General features: G+C 38.1%; 22 protein-coding genes. 12 read left to right on the top strand and 10 right to left on the bottom strand.

All coding sequences use genetic code 11. The annotated features are described in order from the left end of the window. The first annotated feature begins 61 nt into the window (after positions 1 to 61). Genes AWW72_RS19665 through AWW72_RS11380 form a run of 3 tightly spaced genes read left to right on the top strand, consistent with a single transcriptional unit; the run spans position 62 to position 2,269 of the window. Positions 62 to 319 carry a hypothetical protein gene (locus tag AWW72_RS19665; RefSeq protein WP_005257846.1) on the top strand — a complete coding sequence of 86 codons (258 nt, stop codon included), beginning with the start codon at positions 62 to 64 and terminating at the stop codon, positions 317 to 319. Between the two features lies 1 nt (position 320). Then, complete coding sequence (locus tag AWW72_RS11375) at positions 321 to 608, top strand: hypothetical protein (RefSeq protein WP_062847414.1); 288 nt, start codon at positions 321 to 323, stop codon at positions 606 to 608. 2 nt (positions 609 to 610) lie between these two features. Beyond that, entirely contained in the window at positions 611 to 2,269 is a 1,659-nt protein-coding gene (locus tag AWW72_RS11380; RefSeq protein WP_062847415.1) for a PepSY-associated TM helix domain-containing protein, read from the top strand. Between the two features lie 92 nt (positions 2,270 to 2,361). On the opposite strand, the gene AWW72_RS11385 is transcribed toward AWW72_RS11380, so the two are convergent. Both AWW72_RS11385 and AWW72_RS11390 read right to left on the bottom strand, forming a co-directional pair. Then, positions 2,362 to 3,051 (bottom strand): DUF2057 family protein, encoded by a 690-nt coding sequence (locus AWW72_RS11385; protein WP_062847416.1) that lies wholly within the window; start codon positions 3,049 to 3,051, stop codon positions 2,362 to 2,364. A 1,199-nt stretch (positions 3,052 to 4,250) separates the two neighbouring features. Then, positions 4,251 to 4,712 (bottom strand): hypothetical protein, encoded by a 462-nt coding sequence (locus AWW72_RS11390; RefSeq protein WP_062847417.1) that lies wholly within the window; start codon positions 4,710 to 4,712, stop codon positions 4,251 to 4,253. A gap of 360 nt (positions 4,713 to 5,072) precedes the next feature. On the opposite strand from AWW72_RS11390, the gene AWW72_RS11395 reads away from it, so the two are divergent. After that, on the top strand, positions 5,073 to 5,561 hold the full coding sequence (locus tag AWW72_RS11395) for a pyridoxamine 5'-phosphate oxidase family protein (protein WP_062847418.1): 489 nt from the start codon (positions 5,073 to 5,075) through the stop codon (positions 5,559 to 5,561). A gap of 146 nt (positions 5,562 to 5,707) precedes the next feature. Here the strand turns inward: AWW72_RS11395 and AWW72_RS11400 are convergent, their stop codons facing one another. From AWW72_RS11400 to AWW72_RS11415, 4 genes are all read right to left on the bottom strand, one after another. Further along, complete coding sequence (locus tag AWW72_RS11400) at positions 5,708 to 6,304, bottom strand: nitroreductase family protein (RefSeq protein WP_004772449.1); 597 nt, start codon at positions 6,302 to 6,304, stop codon at positions 5,708 to 5,710. 331 nt (positions 6,305 to 6,635) lie between these two features. After that, positions 6,636 to 7,757 carry a signal recognition particle-docking protein FtsY gene (ftsY, locus tag AWW72_RS11405; RefSeq protein ID WP_062847419.1) on the bottom strand — a complete coding sequence of 374 codons (1,122 nt, stop codon included), beginning with the start codon at positions 7,755 to 7,757 and terminating at the stop codon, positions 6,636 to 6,638. Positions 7,758 to 7,873: 116 nt separating this feature from the next. Next, on the bottom strand, positions 7,874 to 8,203 hold the full coding sequence (locus AWW72_RS11410; RefSeq protein WP_062847420.1) for a hypothetical protein: 330 nt from the start codon (positions 8,201 to 8,203) through the stop codon (positions 7,874 to 7,876). A gap of 113 nt (positions 8,204 to 8,316) precedes the next feature. After that, complete coding sequence (locus AWW72_RS11415) at positions 8,317 to 8,676, bottom strand: hypothetical protein (protein ID WP_004772454.1); 360 nt, start codon at positions 8,674 to 8,676, stop codon at positions 8,317 to 8,319. Positions 8,677 to 8,902: 226 nt separating this feature from the next. On the opposite strand from AWW72_RS11415, the gene AWW72_RS11420 reads away from it, so the two are divergent. The 3 genes from AWW72_RS11420 (at position 8,903) to AWW72_RS11430 (ending at position 10,418) form a co-directional block, all read left to right on the top strand. Then, positions 8,903 to 9,136, top strand: coding sequence for an SEL1-like repeat protein (locus AWW72_RS11420; RefSeq protein ID WP_004772455.1), 234 nt, complete (start codon positions 8,903 to 8,905; stop codon positions 9,134 to 9,136). A 334-nt stretch (positions 9,137 to 9,470) separates the two neighbouring features. Continuing rightward, on the top strand, positions 9,471 to 9,848 hold the full coding sequence (locus AWW72_RS11425; protein WP_032810616.1) for a DUF2750 domain-containing protein: 378 nt from the start codon (positions 9,471 to 9,473) through the stop codon (positions 9,846 to 9,848). A 138-nt stretch (positions 9,849 to 9,986) separates the two neighbouring features. Beyond that, entirely contained in the window at positions 9,987 to 10,418 is a 432-nt protein-coding gene (locus AWW72_RS11430; RefSeq protein WP_004772457.1) for a CBS domain-containing protein, read from the top strand. A gap of 58 nt (positions 10,419 to 10,476) precedes the next feature. On the opposite strand, the gene AWW72_RS11435 is transcribed toward AWW72_RS11430, so the two are convergent. Then, positions 10,477 to 11,691: an aspartate aminotransferase family protein gene (locus AWW72_RS11435; protein WP_062847421.1), complete on the bottom strand. Its 1,215-nt coding sequence runs from the start codon at positions 11,689 to 11,691 to the stop codon at positions 10,477 to 10,479. Positions 11,692 to 11,854: 163 nt separating this feature from the next. Here AWW72_RS11435 and grxD point away from each other — a divergent pair, with 163 nt between their 5' ends. Then, positions 11,855 to 12,196: a Grx4 family monothiol glutaredoxin gene (gene grxD, locus AWW72_RS11440; protein WP_004772459.1), complete on the top strand. Its 342-nt coding sequence runs from the start codon at positions 11,855 to 11,857 to the stop codon at positions 12,194 to 12,196. A 51-nt stretch (positions 12,197 to 12,247) separates the two neighbouring features. On the opposite strand, the gene AWW72_RS11445 is transcribed toward grxD, so the two are convergent. Next, positions 12,248 to 12,571, bottom strand: a complete 324-nt coding sequence (locus AWW72_RS11445; protein ID WP_004772461.1) for a hypothetical protein — start codon at positions 12,569 to 12,571, stop codon at positions 12,248 to 12,250. A gap of 89 nt (positions 12,572 to 12,660) precedes the next feature. Between AWW72_RS11445 and AWW72_RS11450 the strand changes: the two genes are divergently transcribed. Together AWW72_RS11450 and AWW72_RS11455 are read left to right on the top strand one after the other, a co-directional pair. After that, positions 12,661 to 13,089: a guanosine-3',5'-bis(diphosphate) 3'-pyrophosphohydrolase gene (locus tag AWW72_RS11450; protein WP_062847422.1), complete on the top strand. Its 429-nt coding sequence runs from the start codon at positions 12,661 to 12,663 to the stop codon at positions 13,087 to 13,089. 55 nt (positions 13,090 to 13,144) lie between these two features. Further along, entirely contained in the window at positions 13,145 to 14,065 is a 921-nt protein-coding gene (locus tag AWW72_RS11455) for a LysR family transcriptional regulator (RefSeq protein ID WP_062847423.1), read from the top strand. A gap of 31 nt (positions 14,066 to 14,096) precedes the next feature. On the opposite strand, the gene map is transcribed toward AWW72_RS11455, so the two are convergent. Then, positions 14,097 to 14,891 (bottom strand): type I methionyl aminopeptidase, encoded by a 795-nt coding sequence (gene map, locus AWW72_RS11460; RefSeq protein ID WP_062847424.1) that lies wholly within the window; start codon positions 14,889 to 14,891, stop codon positions 14,097 to 14,099. Positions 14,892 to 15,248: 357 nt separating this feature from the next. Here map and brnQ point away from each other — a divergent pair, with 357 nt between their 5' ends. Together brnQ and AWW72_RS11470 are read left to right on the top strand one after the other, a co-directional pair. After that, positions 15,249 to 16,550 (top strand): branched-chain amino acid transport system II carrier protein, encoded by a 1,302-nt coding sequence (gene brnQ / locus AWW72_RS11465; RefSeq protein ID WP_047427841.1) that lies wholly within the window; start codon positions 15,249 to 15,251, stop codon positions 16,548 to 16,550. 426 nt (positions 16,551 to 16,976) lie between these two features. Then, positions 16,977 to 17,237, top strand: a complete 261-nt coding sequence (locus AWW72_RS11470; protein ID WP_004772467.1) for a hypothetical protein — start codon at positions 16,977 to 16,979, stop codon at positions 17,235 to 17,237. Positions 17,238 to 17,250: 13 nt separating this feature from the next. Here AWW72_RS11470 and AWW72_RS11475 read toward each other — a convergent pair whose 3' ends face one another. After that, complete coding sequence (locus AWW72_RS11475; RefSeq protein ID WP_005257874.1) at positions 17,251 to 17,706, bottom strand: hypothetical protein; 456 nt, start codon at positions 17,704 to 17,706, stop codon at positions 17,251 to 17,253.

Here is a 17,706-nt window from a genome sequence, read left to right on the forward strand (position 1 = left end):
GCTTTAATTTTGCTAAAATTTAAACAATAATTATTATCATTACTATTTGCAGATTTCACATATGACTTTAAAACTAATCGGGATCACTGTCACACTTTTATCCTGTATGGGTCTTTATCTCAGCCATCCCAATCAAAATTTCTTAAAAAAACAACTGGGTCGTTATTTTTTTTATACGGCCATAATCGGTTTATTGATTGGTTTAAGCATATTGCTTTATGCGTTGCCTTTACTCGTGGCAATCTTGATCTGGCTTGCAATTGCGACACTAGTCTGGTCATTCGCTCCTCTGCTCATGCTAATGAAAAGGTCAAATTAAAATGGATATGCTGAAACAAAAATTACAACCAGACTGGTGGACAAAAACGTTTGCCGGTTTCTTTCTAGGACTGAGCTTTGCCATGGCAATGGGTGCAATCATCGTTCTACTCAACAAGTCACACTCGGACTCCTCTATTGCACCTCAATTAGGTATGTGGTCGATCCCGTGGTTCTGGCTATTTGCTTTCTTTATTGCCTATTTCATCCCGAAAGGTTGGCAAACGATGCTGATTTTCAGTATTACGAATGTGCTTGCTTATGCCCTGTTGTTCTGGTTACGAGGTTAAAAATGAAAGTTCGCGCAGATATCATTAAAACAGGTAAAAATCTTCATACATGGGTCGGAATCAGCGCAGGTATTCTTCTGTTTATCTGTTTTTTTGCTGGTGGTTTAACCATGTTTCAACATCAATTGAGTCAATGGGCAACACCTCCTCAACAAAAACTAGCGGCCATTCAATCTAACCAATATAACCAGCTCGTTGAACAAGTACAGGCACAATATCCAGAGACAAAGAAAGCCTTTACGCTCAGTTTTAGCTCACCAGAAGGACATAATGCGCCGATTCAATGGGAAGCAGCACATGAGCCAGAAGAAGATCATCATGGAGTTGATATTGCTCAAACCAGTATGTTGGCAACACTCGATGCCAATGGTCAGTTGATTGCTCAACAAGTGCATGTGTCTAAATTAGGCTGGCTGATTGAACAACTTCATGAAACTGCAGGCATTCCAGGCATGATGGGACATCATACTGCTGGCGTTATGGTGATGGGTGTGGTTTCAGTTCTATATTTTCTTGCAATTATGTCTGGTCTGATCGTGTTATTGCCGACATTGATCAAAGATTATTTTGCTGTCCGTCCAGGTAAAAATAAAAAACGTTTTTGGTTAGATACCCATAATGTTATCGGGATCACCAGCTTACCATTTCATATTATTATCAGCGTTACCGTGGTTGTTTTTGCCTTTCATGATATTTTCTACAGTGCACTCAGCCAACTGGTCTCAAAAGACAAACCACTTTTTGAACGACCGCCTGCGGTAAAAATTGTTGATCCAGCACCACAGCTCGATGTAGAAAAGATTTTCCAGAATATACAGAAAGCTGCACCTGATTATCGCATTGATGGTATCCGTTTCAACCAGCTGGATCATCCTGAACGGGCCTCTGCGTTCGTTGCACTGTATCATCCAGACCGGATGCTACGGGGTGATACTTTTGATTATATGAATTTTAATCCTTATCAAGATTCACCTTATCCAACCAAAACCCTATCAACAGAAGAAAGCTCGGCTGCATCACTGATCCGTTCTATGTTCGCACTACATTTTGGAAATTATGGTGGTGATTCCATTCGTTGGATTTATCTCATCTTTGGTTTAGGTGGTGCTTATTTATTTTATTCTGGCAATATCCTTTGGATTGAAACCCGTTTACGGAAACAGAAAAATCCTAATCTGCCAGCTCCACAACAACGTAAGGATGTGATGTTTATTGCTAATCTTACGATCGGCGCATGTCTAGGCTGTATGCTGGCAATATTTGTGAGCATGCTGGTTGGACGCTGGGCCTACGTCATACCAATGCAATTACAAAGTCATAACCATGTATTCATGTACAGCTACTATTTTGTGTTTATTGCTTGTGTTTTATACAGCTTTCTAATTGGAGCAGCCAAAGCATTACCTCAGCTCTTCTTTGCAATTGCGGTGATTTTATTGCTTATTCCAACTACTTCTGTTCTCGCTTACCTATTTCCTATTCAAGGGTTATGGCATTCAACAGGATATTTAATCTGGATAGATATTGTTGCAATATTCTTCTCTTTAGTGTTTTTACGCTTTTATCAACAAGCAAGAGATCGAGCACTAAGCGCACCCGTAGGTTCAATCTGGTCCAATCAAAAACAGGATCATTCAGTTCTTACAGAAAATCAGGTCTAACTTATTCGTAGATCCAGAGATAAAACAGTCTAATTATTTTTAAAAGCGTAAAAAAGCCGATGATATCATCGGCCTTTTTATTGATATGAAATTTAGTTGCTTTGTCCAGCTAACCATGCCATGAATTTTTGACGTTCAGCTTTCGATGCTTTTTGCCATAATTCTGCCATTTGCTGATCGGTTGTCTTGATTGCACCTACTTGGGCTGATGTAGTTACAGCAACGGGCGCAGTTGCAACAACCGCTGCTTGTGTAGCAGTGCCTGAGTAAACAGGTGCTGGCTGATTGGCAACATTGTTTTTATTCTTTTGGGTTAAATCCAGAGTGCGGCTTAAAAAATTATTGCCTGAGAACCAAGGTTGTGCTTCATTGTTCGCACCTGTTTGTTGAACGACAAGCTTTTTATTTTGATCATATAAAGCAACTGTAGGCTGATCAGCATATTTCTTTGCGGCTTCAAAATCTTTAGGTGCGTTGATCAAACCTAAAGTATAAGTTTGATTATCTTGAAGGTTCGGTGCCTGAATCGTGATTACACCTGACTTAAGGATGTCATGCTCACCATTCAAATGCTCAAAATATTCGCGATAACGAACATTAACCACTAAATTACCCGGATCGACCTGATAGTTATTCTTTTTTGAAGTAATTAATCCATTATTCACTTCTTGACCATTTACAGCAAGAATCACGATTTCTTCAGGTGCAGTGATTGTAACTGCTGAAAACACTGAACTACTTAATAATAACCCGAAAGCAGCAACACCAACTCTTAAAGACATTAGACTCTTCTCGTTATAAACAATTTATGAAACCGTATGCACTATGCAATGCGATTATGACGATTTTATGACAAAAGTTAAAACTGCCTATTGCAACAACTTAGCTTTGTTAAGATAAGTACAGCTTAAAACCAGCAAAAGAAAAAAGCTTTATCTAAAACTTAGTGTTAAAAGGCAAAGATTTCAACATTCTTTGATATCTACAAACCCTTAACACAACCCTATTATTATTTAATTTTTGATTTTTACTGCGTTTTTAATAATTTAGATTGCAATTCAAGATTTTCTCTAAAAAGGTTTTTCTGTAACTTTTCGCGATTGGTACCCTCCAACAATTCCTTAAACACTTTTACATCATATGGTCTAACGGACTTGGTAAAAATAATGATTACACCAATCTTGCAATTTAGGGTATAAAAAATGCCAGACAATACTTCGTTAGGTGTTAATTTGGACTCACAAAGTAAAATAGAAATATAAGTGCCGCCAGCATAAGACTAGCAATAACCAGATAAAAATCTACCGTATTAAAGCTTTTCAAAAACTTAAAAATATTCATAATTATCAACCTCTTCTCGTTAAAATTTTTATATCAGATTAAGTGTAATAATTCGTAATCGGATTGTAATTATCGTGTTTAAATTATTACCATATTGTAAACATTGAAACATCTTGTCTCTTCCGCAAGAACATATAAGCAGTAAAAAACCACCCGAAAGTGGCTTTGCTTAACAATGATTAATACTTAATTTGGATTAATGAAATAAAAATATAAAATAAGTATGACAAGTACGATGCTTGCAACGATTAGATAAGCCCCAATTGTGTTAAAGCTTTTTAAAAACTTGATAATATTCATAATTTTCAACCCCTTGAAAAGTAAAATAAAGCACCCCAAAAACAGTACCTTACTCTATTATTTTACCAAATGGTCAAAAATACTCAATTCAAATCTACAGTACTGAGTTTGTTTTTTATAGATAATTTAAATGGATAAGCTCCCATGCATAGAGAGTATCTACTCTGGGGGGAAAACTTAACTATAGGTCGCATCGCCATTCAGCTTTTAATCGCCGATGAATAATTTGAATAACCTGTCCTATGCAAATAGCTAAAGAATGTAAGTCAGATGTCATTATTACGGAAGCTTTGGGTGGAAAAGAAATCTGTCCACCCAATTTCATTAGAAATCAGTCGCCTTAATCTCCAATCGGAATTGATAATTTAAGTTGATTACTTCTATGCTCTAAAGGTAATGGACTATGTTTCATAATTTTTTGTTGATAGTCTTGGTTTGAAATCATACCTCTATTTCGAGCCTTCTGTAATGAATTGAATTGCTGCTCTTGCCCATGCGCATCTAAAGCACCCAAATGTCGATGCTCAAGATAATACTGCGCTCTGTCATGAGGACTCATATTAGAAGTAATTGATTGAATTTCATTCAAGCTTTCTAAATCTTGAGTCCGTTGACTTAGACGCTCTTGCTCTTGCTGCTTCAATGACTCAAAGAAATCAACTTGTTCACTACTCTCGATTTGATATTGAGGTTCGTCATTTTGCAAAATCAATATAGATTGAGGTTTATTAAATAAGTCATCTGCACTATAAACTGAACCAGAAATCACCGTACTTATAAGAAGAATTAATATTTTTTTCACCAAGCCACCCAATAAACAAACAAATAAAGACAAGTGTATATTTTACACTTTTCACATAATTATTTCAAATTAAGCATTATAAAACAAAAACTTATAATTAAACCAACAAATCATAACTGCCTCTTAAAGTTACTGATAGTCACAGACCTAATTGGCTTAAAAACATACAAATGGCTTTCCGCGAAATATAAGACAAGCTTCCCAAAGCGATTGAAATAACTGCTTTTAAATATTTTTTAATAATTTAATTAACATGAAGTCATCATTTCTAGATGGATAAAACAAATGCGCCACAAACCGAAACCCTCTACTTTTTTGTTTTCATGGATATTGAGAAATCAAATGTAGGAGAACTTCGGTATGAACAACCTAAACAATGAATATCAAGAATTAAATCAATTGCTTAAAGGCATTAAATTTGCCATGGTTACTTTCATTTCTGAAAAAGGCCACTTACACTCTGTACCAATGACCACCCAAGATACTGATTTTAATGGAATCGTATGGTTTTTAGGTTCTAAAAGTTCTGAACTTGTGAAAAGTATTCCGCTAAATAACCAAGTCAATTTGGGATATAGCAATATATCGAATAATGATTATGTTTCGATTAATGGTATCGCTGAGTGTGTCGTCGATCCTGCGATTCTTGATCAGATCTGGTCTCCTGCTTATGAAGCATTCTTTGAACATGGTAAATCTGACCCAGATATTCAACTACTCCGTGTGATCTGCAACGGCGCTCAATACTGGAAAGGTTCAGGTAAAGTAGCAACCCTATTCAAACTTGCTAAAGCTTCTATTACAGGAGAATCTGAGGAGCTTGGCACGACGAAAAACATCTCCCTGTAAATTTAGTGAGCTTTCTTACAAGACGGCACCTGATTTGTCTTCTCTCAATGAAATGCTCCTCTAACAACGTATAAGTTTAAAAGAGAAATTTTTACTCCAATAAAAAGAGCACATAAAGTGCTCTTTTTTTGATGCCCGATCTAAACTTAGTTGAAAGTTTTGAAACGTGCTGCATCATCCATATATGTTTTGTCGCCAGCAGCAGCTTCGATAGAACCAAATACAAGCTGAGCACGTAATTTCCAATTTGCAGGAATATCAAAAGTTTCTGCAACTTCTGCATCAATAATTGGGTTGTAATGCTGTAATGATGCACCAACACCAATTTCAGATAAGGCAGTCCAAGTTGCAAATTGAGCAATTGCACTTGAATGTTCAGACCATACTGGGAAGTTATCTGCATATAGCGCGAATTGCTCTTGTAGGCCTTTTACAACATCTTGATCTTCATAAAATAACGCTGTACCAAAACCTGCTGCAAAGCTATCAATTTTCGCGCTTGTATTAGCGAAAGCTTCGGCTGGAACCATTTTACGTAAAGTTTCACGTACGATTTCCCAGAATTTTGCATGTGATTCACCATATAAAGTCACAACACGTGAAGTTTGTGAGTTGAATGATGATGGGCTTTGTTTTACAGCTTCACGGATCGTTTCTTCAATTGTTGCTTGGTCTACTGTAAGGTTTTTACCAATCGCATAAATTGTACGGCGTGATTTAATACTATTTAAGAAGTTGCTCATGTTGTTATTCCTACTTTGTGCCCTGAGGCGTTATCTTGGATTGAATGTAGTGTATAACGAGGTATTTTTCAGGAATAGACCAAAAAACATAACAGATCGTTCTTTTTTTGAAACAATGCTAATTCATATACGATTCAGGTTCAGATGTACTTGGATTTAATGGATTCACTTCTAACTCTTGCCCCTAGCAAATCTTATTATTTTGCTCTGTTCCACTCTATCTCTTTTAGTAGAATGATTCGTAATCACGCAATGATATTGCCAGCTATATCTTGTTTTTAAAAAGAAAAAAAGCCGAGAACTCGGCTTTTATTTCATCTTGGAAGCTAATTTATTTGTCTGTTTCAAATAACGCAGCAACGAAAGATTTAGCCGAGAATGGACGTAAATCATCGATTTTCTCACCAACACCAATATAGCGAATCGGCACATGGGTACGACTTGCAATATTGAACAATACGCCGCCTTTTGCAGTACCATCCAGTTTGGTAATGGTAATACCTGTTAGGCCAACAGCCTCATCAAAAAGCTGAACCTGATTAATCGCATTTTGACCTGTACCAGCATCTACAATTAGCATGATTTCATGTGGAGCAGTTGCATCAATTTTCTGCATCACACGTTTCACTTTTTTCAACTCTTCCATCAAGTTGGCTTTGTTTTGCAAACGACCAGCGGTATCTGCAATCAATACATCAATGCCTTTGGCACGCGCACTTTCAAATGCATCAAAAATCACAGAAGCACTATCAGCACCATGACCTTGAGCCACAACAGGAATGTCATTGCGCTCACCCCAGATTTGCAATTGTTCAGTTGCTGCTGCACGGAATGTATCGCCCGCAGCCAACATTACTTTCTTGCCTTCACCTTGTAAACGCTTCGCCAATTTACCAATGGTTGTGGTTTTTCCTACACCATTTACACCTACCATCAAAATCACATACGGTGATTTGTTCGGATCAATATGCAGTGGTTTAACACGTGGGGCAAGCAAAGCAACCAATTCTTCCTGAAGTGCCTTGTATAAAGCATGCGAATAAATCAAATCACCACGAGCAGTACGTTCAGTCAAATTGGCAATAATAGTTTTGGTCGCATCAACACCAATATCTGCAACTAAAAGTTGTTCTTCAACTTCTTCCAGTAATTCGTCATCAATTTCTTTACCACCAATCAGAATATTGACCATACCATCCGTAAAACTACGACGGGTTTTCGTCAAACCATCTTTCATACGACCAAAGAAGCCTGTTGATTTGGCTTCTTCTTCAACAGCTGCCGATGCTGGTTGCTCAACGACTGGTGCTGCTACAGGGGTTTCAACTGTTTGCTCTACAGCTGGCTCTATAATGGGAACATCGACAGCAGGTAAACTTGGTAATGTCACATCGTCATCACCGATGTCAGCATTTATCAAGAATTTATTTTGCATATTCGATTGCTGTTGCATGTCGATTCCTTGAGAGTAAAGCAGCTTTTAAAATGGGGCCAGTCTAGCATAAATTGCTATCGTTTTCCCGAATGGGACAATTCATTCATTTATAATGGAAAGGAGTCGATTAAAACTCACTCATCTTCTTTCGCCATCGCTGGATATTGTCTAATCCGGCTTGATTCAAATTGATAAGCATTTAATAACTTTAAATAATCTAGACGGCGAATTGGCATCTGTTCTAAAACATCATGCGCCATATGTTGGGTTCTGGGATGGCTGGCCTGATGAGCAAACTGCACCACTTGCTGATATTGCACTGCATTGATTGGACGTAGTAATGCGTTATACGCAAGTATAAAAATGGACAAAATAATAATACCGACCAAAATATTATAAAATTGGTCCAGTTTGAATCCTAATCTGGATTGCATCACTTTATGTTTAGAAAGTATAGACAACATAACCTACCTCGAATTAGAGGTAGTGTATGTCTCTGATTCGCTTAGGACAAGTACAACGTTCAATAAGTCACAATTCCACAACTTATTGAACGTGCAAACAACTTTAGCTGTGATTAACTGACTAGCGAACGAACAAAAGCAAAGTACAGAATGAATGCAATGATGACGAGAACAATGAAAATTGCAAACATCCCCACCCCACTTTCTGCATCAGCAGGATGTAAATCATCGTCATCGGCAATATTCTTCAGCTCGCCATCATAAATTTTATAAAAACGGTCTTTTTGTTCAGGACTTAAATGGCTGGCAAAGTCATAAACACGCTTACGCTGAGCAAGACAATAATCACCTAGATGAATTTCCTGATGAAAGATCGCTTCATCAAGTAATTTACGATGATGATGAGCAAGCGCAATGATTTGGCTTTCTAATGGAGGAACATCAACGTTCACACCATCAATTACATTTGACATGTTATTCTCCTTTTCTCTTATTCTCACTTTGATTCTACTTAAAATTATTTGTGGTAAATGTTTAATCGTGTAAGCTTTTATTTACGCAAAATTGCTGAATATATTTGACAATTCCATCAATTTGTCATATTACTTTAATAATTCTAAGTTAAAGTAGCTTAAATTCAAAGTAGAGTAACTTTGGATAGAATTTGCGGTAATCATAATTAAAATAAGGAGTTATTATATGATTCAACATTTTACACACCATGAACTAGAGCATCTATATGCAAATGCGGTCAATACAATTCAATCGCAAAAAAACTTCCAAGATGCAGTAAAAGAGCTTGAGGAAGTCGCTAAAGCAGGTCACGGTAAAGCGGCACTATTTTTAGCAGAATTGTATTATCAAGGCTTCCGAGTAGAACGTGATTCCTTGAAAGCTCAGTATTGGCAGAAGATGGCAACCCTTCAAGCTTAAAGAAACGTCCTTGCGCTATATCAAAGCTTTCATCGCTTTGATTTGCTCAGGTGGCGTTTTTTTAATGCCTGTTAAACTATAATTAGTAAGATGATCTGCTCTTTTTCACTCGTACTGCATTAAAACATTGCCCTATCTTGATCGAATTTCCCGACCGATAAAAACACAATAACTCTATTTTATCCAAAGCTTTAGCTTACAAAATTAAAGAACTAATCACTCAATTTTCTAAGTAACTACAATATTTGCTTACGATTTTAGTCAATTGTTAAACATAAATGACATCTAGATTTCTTATAATGAACCATAAGTTTAAGAATATTAGTTCAATAAAATGTATCGCTTTAACCATTTTCAGCCGGTTTCACGAGAGTTGATGATTAAAATTTCAATTCTAAAAACAATGATGTACTGTGGTGCACTTTGGGGTCTTTACCACGAAGGTTGGGCAATCAAATCGGATCAGGACGGTCATGTCTTCCCTTTCTGGCTCAATGGTGTACAAGCCCATCGTTATGCCAAAGCCAACTGGAAACACTACACGCCAAGGAAAATCACTCCTAAGGATTTTCATGAGTCATTGCTTCCCACTTTAACCCGCTTGCAGGTTGAGCCAGCATTATTCAACTCATCACACCGCAAATTTAAGCTCTCAACACAGCAAATGCAGCATTTCTTTTTTATGCCCCGTGAAGCAGTTATACCTGCTTAAAACATGATTTAGCGCCAGTGATGACTTTTTGAGCATTTATGAGAAAAAGTTATCATTGGAGTGAAATTAGCACTTTGCAATTAAAAAAAATACCGTTAAGTTAAATGAAAATGACAATACAACACAGGTGGATAAACAATGACAATCGTTGCTCAAGTCATCAAGAATAAAGCAGTACAATCAATTTTTACAATTTCACCAAATGCGACTGTACTTGAAGCAATTAAGATCATGGCCGATAAAGGTGTCGGTGCTCTGGTTGTTGCTGAAGATGAAAAAGTTGTTGGAATTTTCTCTGAACGTGACTACACGCGTAAAATTGCCTTAATGGAACGTTCATCAAATAACACGCCTGTTGCAGATATTATGACCTCGAAAGTCATTTCGGTCAGTCTTAATCATACGGTAGAAGAATGTCTTAACCTCATGACCGATCGCCATTTACGTCATCTTCCAGTACTGGATCAAGAAAAGTTAGTGGGCTTTATTTCAATTGGAGATCTGGTAAAAGCAGCGATGGATGATCAGCGCATTCTGATTGAGCAGCTTCAACAATATATTTCTGGTTAATTTTAATCAAAAACAAAAAAGGGCAAATGAATTGCCCTTTTTTATTACTTATTACAGATTAAGCGTTTAGAAAATTTTGAATGGCTGGAACAAGACGTTGCAATAATTCATCGGCTTGCGCTTGCGTCATATTCAAAGGCGGTAGTAAACGAACAACTGAACCAGCCGTCACGTTCACAATCAACTTATATTCATCACGCGCAATTGCAACCAGCTCAGCACAATCTTTTGGCAATTGAATACCAATCATCATCCCGAAACCACGCACCTGTACATGATGATCCGCCAACTGTGCTCTTAACTGATCAACAATATAAGCACCCACTGTTGCAGCATTTTCAACAGCATTTTCCTTTTCCAATGTATCAAGCACGGTATATACCACACGTGAACCCAGCACTGTACCACCATAGGTTGAACCATGGCTTCCTGCGCCAAGTAGGCCTACCGCCTTACCTTGTGTCATCACCGCACCCACAGGAAAACCATTCCCCAAACCTTTTGCTGTGGTCATGACATCAGGAATAATATTGGTATGCTGATAAGCAAAATATTTGCCTGTACGACCATTACCTGTCTGGATCTCATCTAGCATCATCAGCCAGTTATGCTGATTACATAAAGCACGCACATCTTCCAGATAGCTAAAGCCTTGAGGTGCAGTATTCACCCCACCTTCACCTTGAATTGGCTCAATCAGGATGGCAACGATATCTGGATGAGTAATAGCTGCTTCTTGAATCGCCTCAACGTCCCCAAACGGAACACGAACAAAGCCCTCTACCAAGGGTGCGAAACCTTCCTGTACTTTCTTATTGCCTGTTGCGGATAAGGTTGCAAGTGTACGGCCATGGAAAGATTGCTCTGCCACTAAAATTTTAGGATTGGCAATGCCTTGTTGTGAGCCAAATTTACGCGCAATTTTAATTGCACCTTCATTAGATTCTGCTCCACTATTTGAGAAGAAGATTTCTTCCATTCCAGAAACTTCAGCGAGTTTCTGAGCAGCGGCAGTTTGCCAAGGAATTTCAAATAAATTACTGGTATGTACTAAAGTTGCAGCCTGTTCAGCAATTGCTTCAGCAATGACAGGGTGTGCGTGCCCTAATCCACATACTGCAATACCTGTTAATGCATCTAAATACTCAGTGCCATCTGCTGTATATAAATACGCCCCTCGCCCTCGTACAAAGCTGATCGCCTGGCGACCATAAGTAGCCATAAGATGTGTGGGTTGATCAGGTTGCACAGGAGCAAGAGTGATATTAGTCATAACAAACTCAATCTATCGGTAGTTGTGGTGAAAAAAGTTATATAAGCAAAAACTTGCATAGATTGAAAGCTTAAAGTCACATTTATACAAGAAAAATCTTTTGCAATCCTCCGTCACGCCATTTTTTAGGTATAATGCAGGGAGATTAGTAGAGGATCTATCTATGACGGAACAAGCGCGTGATACAGTAGCGTTAATTCGTGATCAAATTGCGAAACACCCTGTTTTACTTTACATGAAAGGCACTCCACAATTCCCGCAATGTGGTTTTTCTGCTCGTGCAGTAGAAGCACTTAGCCAAATTGGTCGTCCATTTGCGTATGTAAATATCTTAGAAAATCAAGATATTCGTGCAACTTTACCGCAAATTGCAAACTGGCCTACTTTCCCACAACTTTGGGTAAATGGCGAGCTTATTGGTGGTAGTGATATTATGCTTGAAATGTTCCAGAATGGTGAATTAAAGCCATTGGTTGAACAGTACAGCCCTGCTCCAGAAGCATAAGTCGTAAAGCAAAAAGCCAATCAAATGATTGGCTTTTTTATTGGTTGGTCATTAGTTTTGGCTAAAGCCTACATAGCGAAATAAGCCTTCTACCCCTAAATCAGCTTTATAAATTTGCATTTCAGGATAATTAGCCTGACTCACCGTTGCAAAAATATTCATATTTGGATCTTCATGAATTTCATCAACCGATTGTGACAAAACCTCATCAAAACGATCTGCGATAAATTCAAAACCTAAATCCATTGCCATAAACAAGGTATGTTCACAAGGTTGAATATATTGTTCCTGATCCCAGTCTAAAACTGCATGCTGGCAATACGGGCAGGCAATATTTTGGGTGGCATCGGCAATGTTAATCAGTTGGTATGACATAATAATAAAGCATCAAAAGTTTCATGCAGTTTAAAAGAATATGATGCCTGAATCTATCTTCAATACTTTTGAATGGGAGGATTTCAATCATGGCAACACTTGAACGGGCGATTTCACTTGCAGCAGAACGGCATGCAGGCCAAGTGGATAAAGCCAATGCGCCCTATATTCTGCATCCACTAAGAGTCATGTTGAACGTGCCAGATATTGAGCACAAAATCGTTGCTGTTTTACATGATATTTTAGAAGACACCGCAACCACGATTGATGAACTCTATAGCTTAGGTTTTCAGACACATTTGATCGACGCAATTATTGCCCTTACCAAGCAGGAGGGCGAATCCCGAATACAAGCGGCCCAACGGACTGTACAGATTCCCATTGCACGTGTTGTTAAATTAGCTGATATCACAGACAATATGGACTTGTCGCGGATTCAGACTCCGACAGTGAAAGATTTTGAACGATTGAAAGAATATCAACAGGTTCGAGATATATTATTATCCCAAAATGTTTAATAATTGCATTTATAATGATTTAACCTGAACACAATAAGCTGGAGTTTATAGCGTAATGCTAACGGATTTAGATGATTTTTATTGCTTTGCGCTTGTGGTTGAGCATGGTGGTTTTAGTGCAGCTGAACGTGCGACTGACATTCCAAAATCAAAATTAAGCCGTCGGGTATATAACCTCGAAGAACAACTTGGCGTACGTCTGATTCAGCGTAGTTCGCGTCATTTCGCAGTGACTGATATTGGGATGGATGTCTATCGCCACGCGCAAGTCATGATGAATGCAGCGCAAGCAGCACATGATGTGGTGAATCATTTAAGTAGTCAGCCACGTGGTGTGATTAAAGTCAGTGTGCCTGTCGATATTGCCCAGAACCAAATGGCAAAAATCCTGCCTGCTTTCTTGAAAAAGTATCCTGAAGTACGTGTTCAGATGTTGGTAAGCAACCGTCGAGTCGATGTCATTAATGAAGGAATTGATCTGGCTTTACGAGTGCGTTCTAAATTAGATGATGATCCGAATCTGGTACTACGACAGTTTGAAGCGATTGAACAACGTCTTTTTGCCAGTCAAGCCTATTTAAATGAGTTTGGTAATCTGACAACGCCAGAACAGCTCGCCGAACATCGAATTATCAGCATGGCCGAAGATCATCTTGACCAGCAATTCTTGTTAACTGGCCCAGATCATCAGCAGAAAAAGATTAAGGTAAATCCTGTCATTATGGGATCGAATCTTTTAATGTTGGCAGAGCTGGCAACACAAAACTGCGGGATCGCCTTGTTACCGGACAGCATTGCACAAGACTTTGTTAAGACTGGACAACTGGTGACTGTACTACCTGAATGGACAGCGCCACATGGTGTTTTCCATGCAGTCTATCCATCTCGTCGCGGCTTGTTACCTGCCGTACGTGTATTTATTGATTATCTGGTTGAGCAATTAACACAGTGCTCAACAAAGAAAAGGCCCGATTAATCATCGAGCCTTTTGCTGTATCGCAATACAATTAAACTGCTGGATAATGCCCTGTACCTTCTGGCCAAGGGGTAAGTAATTCAAAACCATCATCAGTCACCGCAACCATATGTTCCCATTGTGCAGAAAGTGACTTATCTTTGGTGACCACAGTCCAGCCATCATTTAACTCTTTCACATGTGGCTTGCCTGCATTGACCATCGGTTCAATAGTAAAGACCATGCCTTTTTTCAAGACCATACCTTGGCCTTTTTGTCCGTAATGCAAAATATTCGGCTGTTCATGATAGATACGGCCGATGCCATGACCACAATATTCACGAACAATACTATATCCTGCATTTTGGGCAACTGTCTGGATCGCATGACCAATATCACCTAATGTTGCACCAGGTTTGACGGTATGAATACCAGCTAACATCGCTTCGTAGGTTGTTTCAACCAGTTTCTTGGCTTCAGGACTCGGCTCACCGACAAAATACATGCGGCTGGTATCGCCAAAATAGCCATCTTTAATCACGGCCACATCGATATTCAAGATATCGCCTTCTTGCAAAATCTTTTTGGCAGAAGGAATGGCATGACACACTTCTTCATTGACAGAAATACAGGTTGTCTTGGTAAAACCGTGATAGCCAACATTGGCTGGAATCACCTGCAAGGTATTCACGATATAATCATTGCAGATATCATCTAAATATTCAGTTGAAACGCCAGGCTTAACATAAGCACCAATCATTTCTAACACTTGTGCCGCCAAACGACCTGAGATTCTTAATTTCTCAAGATCTTGTTCAGTTTTAATGGTCACAGTAGAAGCTCTCATTCGAGATTTTCCTTATTCATCTATCAGATTAATTTCACATGCAAGCAAAAATATTAGGGCTGCATAAAGTATTTCAATAGTTGTACGCCCTTGCATGCAAATCTTCAATCTTTTTAAGACTAAAAGACCATTTTTATTTTACATTTAATTTCGATTAAGCTAATTGAGAAAAGACATCAGCACTTTTTATTTTCGGAGTTTTAAAAACCTTTTCAATGCATTAGCTTTACCACATCTAATTATATGATTTTAATAATTTCTTTTTAGTCAAAAAACAAACAATTTTCACATAAATTAGTTTCAAATGAACGCTTTTTTATTCTAAAATTTGCACTTTTATTTTATGCCTCCCTCTTTATGAATCAACTTCGTACAGGAGATATCATTGCTTTAGGTTTTATGACCTTTGCGTTATTTATTGGCGCAGGCAATATTATCTTTCCTCCTATTGTTGCTCAGCAGGCTGGTGAACATGTTTGGCTTGCCGCTTTCGGTTTCTTAATCACCGCAGTTGGTTTACCTGTTATTACGATCATGGCTTTATCTCGTATGAAAGGCTCGATCGAAATCATTAGTTCTCCACTTGGCCGTTTCTTTAGCCTACTGCTCACCATTGCTTGCTACTTAACTGTAGGGCCGCTATTCGCAACTCCGCGTACAGCAACCGTTTCTTATGAAATTGGCTTTGCTCCTTATTTTGGTACCTCAGGTAGTAGTCTCTTTATCTATAGTATTGTTTATTTTGCTTTTGTTACTGCGGTTTCGTTGTACCCAAACAAATTGCTCGACACTGTAGGTCATGTACTTGCACCTTTAAAAATTATTGCACTGGCAATTTTAGGTATTGCAGCTTTTGCTATTCCAACAGGTCTTATCTCGCCTGCGGTGAATAACTATGTAAGCAGTCCGGTTTCTGAAGGTTTCGTCAGTGGTTACCTCACCATGGATACCTTGGGTGCTTTGGTATTCGGTATTGTGATTATTCAAGCGATTCAATCTCGTGGCGTTACAGATACCAAACTCATTACCAAATACGCGATTATCGCAAGCTTAATTGCTGGTGTTGGACTTACCCTTGTCTATGTCAGCTTATTTAAACTTGGTTTAGGTAGTCACGAAGTTGCACCTGATGCAGCCAATGGTGCGATTATCCTCCATGCTTATGTACAGCATGCATTTGGTGATTATGGTTCTTACTTCCTCACCTGTCTGATTTTCCTTGCGTGTATGGTCACTGCGATTGGACTGACCTGTGCTTGTGCAGAATATTTCAATGAATTAACAGGTTTATCTTATAAATTACTTGTTTTCATTCTTACTGGCTTCTCGTTATTAATTTCCAATCTGGGTTTAACCAAGCTAATTGCATTCTCTGTACCTGTACTCAGTGCAATTTATCCGCCAGCAATTGTTGTGATCATGCTCAGCTTTTTCTGGAAACGCTGGAATAATCCTTCGATCGTCGTAGGTTCAGTAACAGCCGTAGCTTTCCTTTTTGGTATTGTTGAAGCGATTAAAGCCGCAGGTTTTACAGCACAACTCCCAACCTTTATTCAACATTTACCTTTAAATGAACAGAACCTTGCATGGTTACTCCCATCATTGGCTGTTCTGGTGATTGCGATTGTAGTTGACCGAGCTTTAGCTCAGAAGAAGTAAAATGATTTGTCGTTAAAGTGATGTTTTACCCAAACATGATTTTAGCTATGCAGAAAATGTCCTTTTATCCAACGTTCATTTTTTGTTTACGACAAATCTTTCTTTTTTATCCGTTAAAAACCGCGTAAAATCACACTGTTTTCTATTCTTTTGTGATAGCCGATATTTCTAAAAGGATTGCTATAAACCACTTTATATAGCTGTCATAAATATTTCATAATGTAAAAATATCGACCAATATTTAACTAAAAAATACTATAAATTAATATAAAAAATACTATAAAGTTATATAAATCAGTACATTCCAAAATTTATTTTCAAAATACCCCTTTTTGCTATTGAAATGCTCAGAAAATAGCAGTACAACTTAAAAAACAATTCAGACAAAAACGCATGGTTTTGTCGTCACAACAAGGAGGGATGGAGATGTTATCAATACATTTCAACAAGCAAGTCTTCATTAACGCTCTGAAGGCGAATGATACAATAGTATATGCAACGACAACGCTGGCCTTAATGGTAACGTTGCTGTTTCAAGGCACAATTAAAGGTAATTTAAAACCCGAATATTTTGCATATGCATTGATTGTCTCTGTTGCCTTTTGTATGTGGGCGATCGTCGATCGAAAGTTTCGACAGTTAAGCGCAGCACGCCAAAAAAATTCTCTAGGGAGAATGGATGAGTAATCATCCATTTTTTTTAATTTAAAAACTGAGCAATTGTCCCGAATAACAACACTGTGGTAGCGCCTAACTCGACAATAATTAAACTGAGCATCATTAATGTCATACACCATGCAGGTAAATTTAATCGCCCTACTTTATGCGGTTGTTTAAATTGATTGGTCGTATCTTTTAATAAGCCATGCAATATATACATCAAGATCGACATCGCAAAAAAGAATAAATTAGCAATCACACAGAATAAAACGATCTCATCCGATAAAACCGTAAAATAGCTTAATACAGCTAAAATCAGACTTGCTGGCGCATAAAGCAGACTACTCCGATGTGCAATATCGACATAATAATGCGCTCTCGCCAGCTCAGATTGTCTGATTTGATAATATTTCCAAACACCTGTAAGCATCCCCACCCATAGAAAAATCCCACTAAATACAATTGCAAATTGTGTTGCTGTATTTAAAACATACAT

The sequence above is a fragment of the Acinetobacter sp. NRRL B-65365 genome (assembly GCF_001605865.1).
GTDB lineage: Bacteria > Pseudomonadota > Gammaproteobacteria > Pseudomonadales > Moraxellaceae > Acinetobacter > Acinetobacter vivianii.

Excerpts from the sequence above, each read along its gene's own strand:
- AWW72_RS11445 (WP_004772461.1), bottom strand. The coding sequence starts at position 12,571 with ATGTCATACCAACTGATTAACATTGCCGATGCCACCCAAAATATTGCC.
- AWW72_RS11410 (WP_062847420.1), bottom strand. The coding sequence starts at position 8,203 with ATGTTGTCTATACTTTCTAAACATAAAGTGATGCAATCCAGATTAGGA.
- AWW72_RS11415 (WP_004772454.1), bottom strand. The coding sequence starts at position 8,676 with ATGTCAAATGTAATTGATGGTGTGAACGTTGATGTTCCTCCATTAGAA.
- map (WP_062847424.1), bottom strand. The coding sequence starts at position 14,891 with ATGAGAGCTTCTACTGTGACCATTAAAACTGAACAAGATCTTGAGAAA.
- AWW72_RS11385 (WP_062847416.1), bottom strand. The coding sequence starts at position 3,051 with ATGTCTTTAAGAGTTGGTGTTGCTGCTTTCGGGTTATTATTAAGTAGT.
- AWW72_RS11380 (WP_062847415.1), top strand. The coding sequence starts at position 611 with ATGAAAGTTCGCGCAGATATCATTAAAACAGGTAAAAATCTTCATACA.
- AWW72_RS11420 (WP_004772455.1), top strand. The coding sequence starts at position 8,903 with ATGATTCAACATTTTACACACCATGAACTAGAGCATCTATATGCAAAT.
- AWW72_RS11455 (WP_062847423.1), top strand. The coding sequence starts at position 13,145 with ATGCTAACGGATTTAGATGATTTTTATTGCTTTGCGCTTGTGGTTGAG.
- AWW72_RS19665 (WP_005257846.1), top strand. The coding sequence starts at position 62 with ATGACTTTAAAACTAATCGGGATCACTGTCACACTTTTATCCTGTATG.
- grxD (WP_004772459.1), top strand. The coding sequence starts at position 11,855 with ATGACGGAACAAGCGCGTGATACAGTAGCGTTAATTCGTGATCAAATT.
- AWW72_RS11430 (WP_004772457.1), top strand. The coding sequence starts at position 9,987 with ATGACAATCGTTGCTCAAGTCATCAAGAATAAAGCAGTACAATCAATT.
- brnQ (WP_047427841.1), top strand. The coding sequence starts at position 15,249 with ATGAATCAACTTCGTACAGGAGATATCATTGCTTTAGGTTTTATGACC.
- AWW72_RS11435 (WP_062847421.1), bottom strand. The coding sequence starts at position 11,691 with ATGACTAATATCACTCTTGCTCCTGTGCAACCTGATCAACCCACACAT.
- AWW72_RS11375 (WP_062847414.1), top strand. The coding sequence starts at position 321 with ATGGATATGCTGAAACAAAAATTACAACCAGACTGGTGGACAAAAACG.
- AWW72_RS11395 (WP_062847418.1), top strand. The coding sequence starts at position 5,073 with ATGAACAACCTAAACAATGAATATCAAGAATTAAATCAATTGCTTAAA.
- AWW72_RS11425 (WP_032810616.1), top strand. The coding sequence starts at position 9,471 with ATGTATCGCTTTAACCATTTTCAGCCGGTTTCACGAGAGTTGATGATT.
- AWW72_RS11450 (WP_062847422.1), top strand. The coding sequence starts at position 12,661 with ATGGCAACACTTGAACGGGCGATTTCACTTGCAGCAGAACGGCATGCA.
- AWW72_RS11475 (WP_005257874.1), bottom strand. The coding sequence starts at position 17,706 with ATGTATGTTTTAAATACAGCAACACAATTTGCAATTGTATTTAGTGGG.
- AWW72_RS11400 (WP_004772449.1), bottom strand. The coding sequence starts at position 6,304 with ATGAGCAACTTCTTAAATAGTATTAAATCACGCCGTACAATTTATGCG.
- ftsY (WP_062847419.1), bottom strand. The coding sequence starts at position 7,757 with ATGCAACAGCAATCGAATATGCAAAATAAATTCTTGATAAATGCTGAC.
- AWW72_RS11470 (WP_004772467.1), top strand. The coding sequence starts at position 16,977 with ATGTTATCAATACATTTCAACAAGCAAGTCTTCATTAACGCTCTGAAG.